Raw genomic sequence first — 4603 nt, forward strand, 5'->3', positions numbered from 1 at the left:
CGGAGAGGTCGGCCACGTGCCGCTGGACCCGGGCGGCCCGCACTGCGCCTGCGGCCGCCGCGGTTGCCTCGCCGCGCTCACCGGCGTGGACGCGGTGGTCCGCCGGGTGCTGCCCGACGCCGAGCGGGACGGCCCGGTCACCGACTACCTGCCGGAGATCGACCGGATCCAGGCCCTCGCCGGCGCCGGCGACGAGAGCACGCTGGCCGGCCTCGCCGAGGTCGGCCGGCACCTCGGTCACGGGGTGTCCGTCCTGGCCAATCTCCTCGACCCGCAGGTGGTCGTGGTCGGTGGGCACTTCGCCGCGCTGGCGCCGTGGCTGCTGCCGGCGGCCCGGGCGGAGCTGGCCGCCCGCACCCTCGCGCCGCAGGGCGGCGGCACCCGGCTGGAGGCCAGCACGCTCGGCGCGGCGGCCAGCGCGCTGGGTGGCGCCACCGCCGCCCTCGCCACGGTCGAGGCCGGGCGGCTGCCGGTGGCGTAGACAGCCGACCCGCTCCGTCCACGCCGGACGGAGGACGCCTGGCGGCCGGGCCTTGACCGGATCGGTGTCCGGGTGCCAGCCTCGGTACGGCCACTCCGGCACAGGGCAGTCGGGGGTCTTTTCCTTCCCGCGGTCGTCGAAGCGCTTCACCAGCGTCCGGGCCGACGACCGCCTTCTTCCACCATGCGCGCCGCCACTCGTCACGACGTCGTCGAAGGCTTCGACCCACCGTCGGGCCGCACCGTACGCCCTACGGAAGGCACCTCGCCATGTCCGACCGCACCCCGCACCGCCTCGACGACCTGCTGGCCCGTCTCACCCTGCCGGAGAAGCTCGGCCTGCTGCACCAGTGGCAGCCGCCGGTGCCCCGGCTCGGGCTGCCGCCGTTCCGCACCGGCACGGAAGCGCTGCACGGCGTCGCCTGGCTCGGCCCGGCCACCGTCTTCCCGCAGCCGGTCGGGTTGGCCGCCACCTGGAACCCCGAACTCGTCCGGGCGATCGGCGCCGCCGTCGGCGACGAGGTACGCGCCAAGCACCAGGCGGATCCGCAGCGGGTCGGCCTCAACGTGTGGGCGCCGGTGGTCAACCCGCTGCGCGACCCGCGCCGGGGACGCAACGAGGAGGGCTGGTCCGAGGACCCGTGGCTGACCGGGCGGCTGGCCACCGCGTACGGCCGGGGGCTGCGCGGGGACCATCCGACCCGGCTGCGCACCGCGCCGACCCTCAAACACTTCCTCGGCTACAACGACGAGACCGACCGGGCCACGACCTCCAGCGACCTGCCGCCGCGGGTGCTGCACGAGTACGAGCTGCCCGCCTTCCGCGCCCCGCTCGCCGCCGGCGCGGCGGTCGCCGTGATGGCCTCCTACAACCGGGTCAACGGCGTGCCGGCGCACCTGAGCCCGCTCATCGTGGGCGAGCTGCGCGGCTGGGCCGACGAGGAGATCGTGGTGGTCGGCGACGCCGGGGCGGTCGGCCACCTCGCCGGTGTGCAGGCCCACCTGCCCGACCACGTGGAGGGCTTCGCCGCCGCGCTACGCGCCGGGATCGACTGCTTCACCGAGGACGACCGGGACGGCACGGCCACCGTGGCCCGACTGACCGAGGCGCTGCACCGCGGGCTGATCGCCGAGTCCGACGTGGACGGGGCGGTCCGGCGGCTCCTCACCCTCCGGCTGCGCCTGGGCGACCTGGACCCGCCCGCCCAGGACCCGTACGCCGACGTGGTCGACTGCCCGGCGCACCGGGAACTGGCCCGGGAGGCGGCCCGCCAGTCGGTGGTGCTGCTGCGCAACGACGGCCTGCTGCCCCTGTCCCCCGCCGACACGTCCCGGGTCGCCGTGCTCGGCCCGCTCGCCGACGCGGTGCACGAGGACTGGTACGGCGGCACGCTGCCGTACGCGGTCAGCGCCTACGCCGGACTGGCCACCCGGCTGCCCGAGGTGACCACCCATTCCGGCGCCGACCGGATCACCCTGCGCGTCGGCGACCGGCACGTGCACGGCCCGGGCACCGCCGAGGGTGGACCGTTGACCCTCGACGGTGACGCCACCGCGTTCGACGTCTTCGACTGGGGGCAGGGTGTGGTCGCGCTGCGCGCCGTCGGCAACGGGCGGCACGTCGGCGTGCGGGACACCGGCGAGCTGGTCAACGACCGGCCCGGCCCGGGCGGCTGGGTGGTCCGGGAGACCTTCCGCTTCCAGCACCGCCCCGACGGCACCGCGCTGCTGCACCACCTGGCCACCGACCGGTACGTCACCGTGGACGGCGACGGGCGGCTGGCCGTCGGGGCCGACGTCGCGGCCGCGGCCGTGTTCACCGCCGAGCTGGTCGCCGACGGTGCCGCCGAGGCCGCGGCGCTGGCCGCCGCGGCGGACGTGGCCGTGGTCGCGCTCGGCAACCATCCCCTGGCGAACGGCCGGGAGACCGAGGACCGGGTCGAGCTGGCCCTGCCGGCCGGGCAGGAGGCGCTGCTGCGCGCCGTGCACGCCGCCAACCCGCGCACCGTGCTGGTGGTGACCAGCAGCTACCCGTACGCGGTGGGCTGGGCGCAGGAGCACCTGCCGGCGGTGCTGTGGACCTCGCACGGCGGTCAGGAGCACGGCAACGGGCTGGCCGACGTGCTGCTCGGCGACGCCGACCCGGGCGGCCGGCTCACCCAGACCTGGTACGCCGACACCGCCGACCTGCCCGACCTGCTCGACTACGACATCATCGGCGCCGACGCCACCTACCTGTACCACCGGGGCGAGCCGCTGTACCCGTTCGGGCACGGGCTCAGTTACGCCCGCTTCGACTACGCCGACCTGCGGCTGGGCGCGACCGCGGTGCACGCCGGCGAGGAGGTCGAGGTGAGCGTCGAGGTCACCAACACCGGCACCCGCGCCGGCACCGAGGTGGTGCAGCTCTACACCCGGCAGCGTCGCTCCCGGGTCAAGCAGCCGCTGCGGCAGCTGCGCGACTTCGCCCGGGTCACCCTCGACCCCGGGATGAGCGCCCGGGTCACCCTGCGCCTGCGGACCGACGAGCTGGCCTGGTGGGACGAGACGGCCCGGGCCATGGTGGTGGAGGACGCCAGCCACACGCTGCTGGTCGGTCGCTCCGCCCGGGACGTACGCCTGGTCGGCGTCGTCGCCGTCACCGCCGCGGCCCCGGCCGGTGTGCCCGCCGCCGGCCGGTACGGGTCCGCCCGGTGAGCGCGCGTACCGCCGGTGACCAGGTCACCATCGCCGGCGTCGCCCGGCACGCCGGGCACGGCCGCCCGGACACCGCCCCCGCCGGTCGGGGCACGGGGTGGTGGCGCTGTCGCCGGGACGGCCGGTCGAGGTGGCCTTCGCGCCGTCAGGTCACAGGTTGTCGGGCTGGTGCAGGGCCGGGTGGTGCTCGCCCGGCGCGGCGTACCAGGCGGCCCGGTCCGCGCGCAGCGCGGTGCTGATCCGCAGCCGGGACCAGTCGTCCAGGTCGGGCAGGTCGTCCGGGGCGAACCAGTCGACCGCGAGGGACTCGTCGCCGTCCACCGTGGGCGCGCCGCCGACGGCCCGGCAGTGGAACCAGACGTTGAGGTACTCGCAGACGTCGCCGTTGGGGTAGACGACCGGGTGGGTGGCCACGCCACCGATCCGGTCGATCTCGACCTTGACGCCGGTCTCCTCGTACACCTCGCGCAGCAGCGCGTCGGCGGGCTGCTCGCCGGGGTCGACCATGCCGGCCGGGACGGACCAGCGGCCGTTGTCGCCGCGGCGGGCCAGCAGCAGCCGCCCGGCGTCGTCGGTGACCACGCCGCTGACGCCGTAGAGCATCAGCAGGTCGTGTCCGATGTGGCGGCGCATCCGGGCGATGTAGGGCGACTGTGGCATGCCGGCACCCTACCGGCGGGCGTCCCGGTGCCGCCGGACCATGCCGGCCGCGAGCGCCGCGCCGTCCAGGTCACCGGCGGCGATCCGCCCGGCGACGGTACGGCGCACCATGCGGTCGGCGAGGGCCGGCGCGTGCCGGGCCAGGGCCAGCTCGACGCGTCCCCGGGTGGTGGTGGCGACGTCCCGGGGCGCCCGGCGGGCGGTGGCGGCCCGCAGGATCGCCGCGATCACCCCGTCCACCGGTTCCAGCCGGGACACCCCGCTCAGCGACAGCCCGGCCTGGGCGGTGCTGTCGTGGATCGGTGAGGCGACCATGCTGGGGTAGACGACGCTGACCCCGACGTGGGTGCCGACCTCGTGGCGCAGCGCGTCGGCGTACGCGACCAGGGCCCGCTTGCTCACCCCGTACGCGGCCGCGAGGGGCAGCGGCAGCACGGCCATCCGGCTGGCCACGAAGACCACCCGGCCGCGGGCCGCCTCCAGCGCGGGCAGCGCCGCCGCCGTGGTCCGCCAGGCGGCGAGCAGGTTGACCTCCAACTGCTGGCGGACCACCTCCTCGGGGGGCAGCTCGGCGGGGGCGGGCCCGCCGACACCGGCGTTGTTGACCAGCAGGTCCAGTCCGCCGAGCCGGTCCACGGCGGCGGCCACGGCCGCCGGCACCGCGACCGGGTCGGTCAGGTCGCAGCCGAGCACCGGCAGGCCGGCGTCCTCGTCGGCGTGCAGGTCCAGCCCGACGACCCGGGCGCCGGCGCCGGTGAGCGCGGCG

4 protein-coding genes are annotated in these 4603 nt (G+C 76.6%); 2 read left to right on the forward strand and 2 right to left on the reverse strand.

Annotation, left to right across the window (positions count from 1 at the left end):
* Both ACWEVO_RS30685 and ACWEVO_RS30690 read left to right on the forward strand, forming a co-directional pair.
* Positions 1–481: ROK family protein (locus ACWEVO_RS30685; protein WP_452310954.1), on the forward strand; the 481-nt coding region annotated here is incomplete at its 5' end.
* Between the two features lie 269 nt (positions 482–750).
* Entirely contained in the window at positions 751–3177 is a 2427-nt protein-coding gene (locus ACWEVO_RS30690) for a beta-glucosidase (RefSeq protein WP_452310955.1), read from the forward strand.
* A gap of 150 nt (positions 3178–3327) precedes the next feature.
* Here the strand turns inward: ACWEVO_RS30690 and ACWEVO_RS30695 are convergent, their stop codons facing one another.
* On the reverse strand, positions 3328–3837 hold the full coding sequence (locus tag ACWEVO_RS30695; RefSeq protein ID WP_452310956.1) for an NUDIX hydrolase: 510 nt from the start codon (positions 3835–3837) through the stop codon (positions 3328–3330).
* A 9-nt stretch (positions 3838–3846) separates the two neighbouring features.
* Positions 3847–4603 (reverse strand): SDR family NAD(P)-dependent oxidoreductase (locus ACWEVO_RS30700; RefSeq protein ID WP_452310957.1); only part of this gene is annotated, 757 nt, incomplete at its 5' end.

This window comes from Micromonospora sp. NPDC003776 (genome assembly GCF_053605645.1).

What these genes read in the sequence shown, in the direction of transcription:
- ACWEVO_RS30695 (WP_452310956.1), bottom strand. Translation starts at nt 3,837, where the DNA reads ATGCCACAGTCGCCCTACATCGCCCGGATGCGCCGCCACATCGGACAC.
- ACWEVO_RS30690 (WP_452310955.1), top strand. Translation starts at nt 751, where the DNA reads ATGTCCGACCGCACCCCGCACCGCCTCGACGACCTGCTGGCCCGTCTC.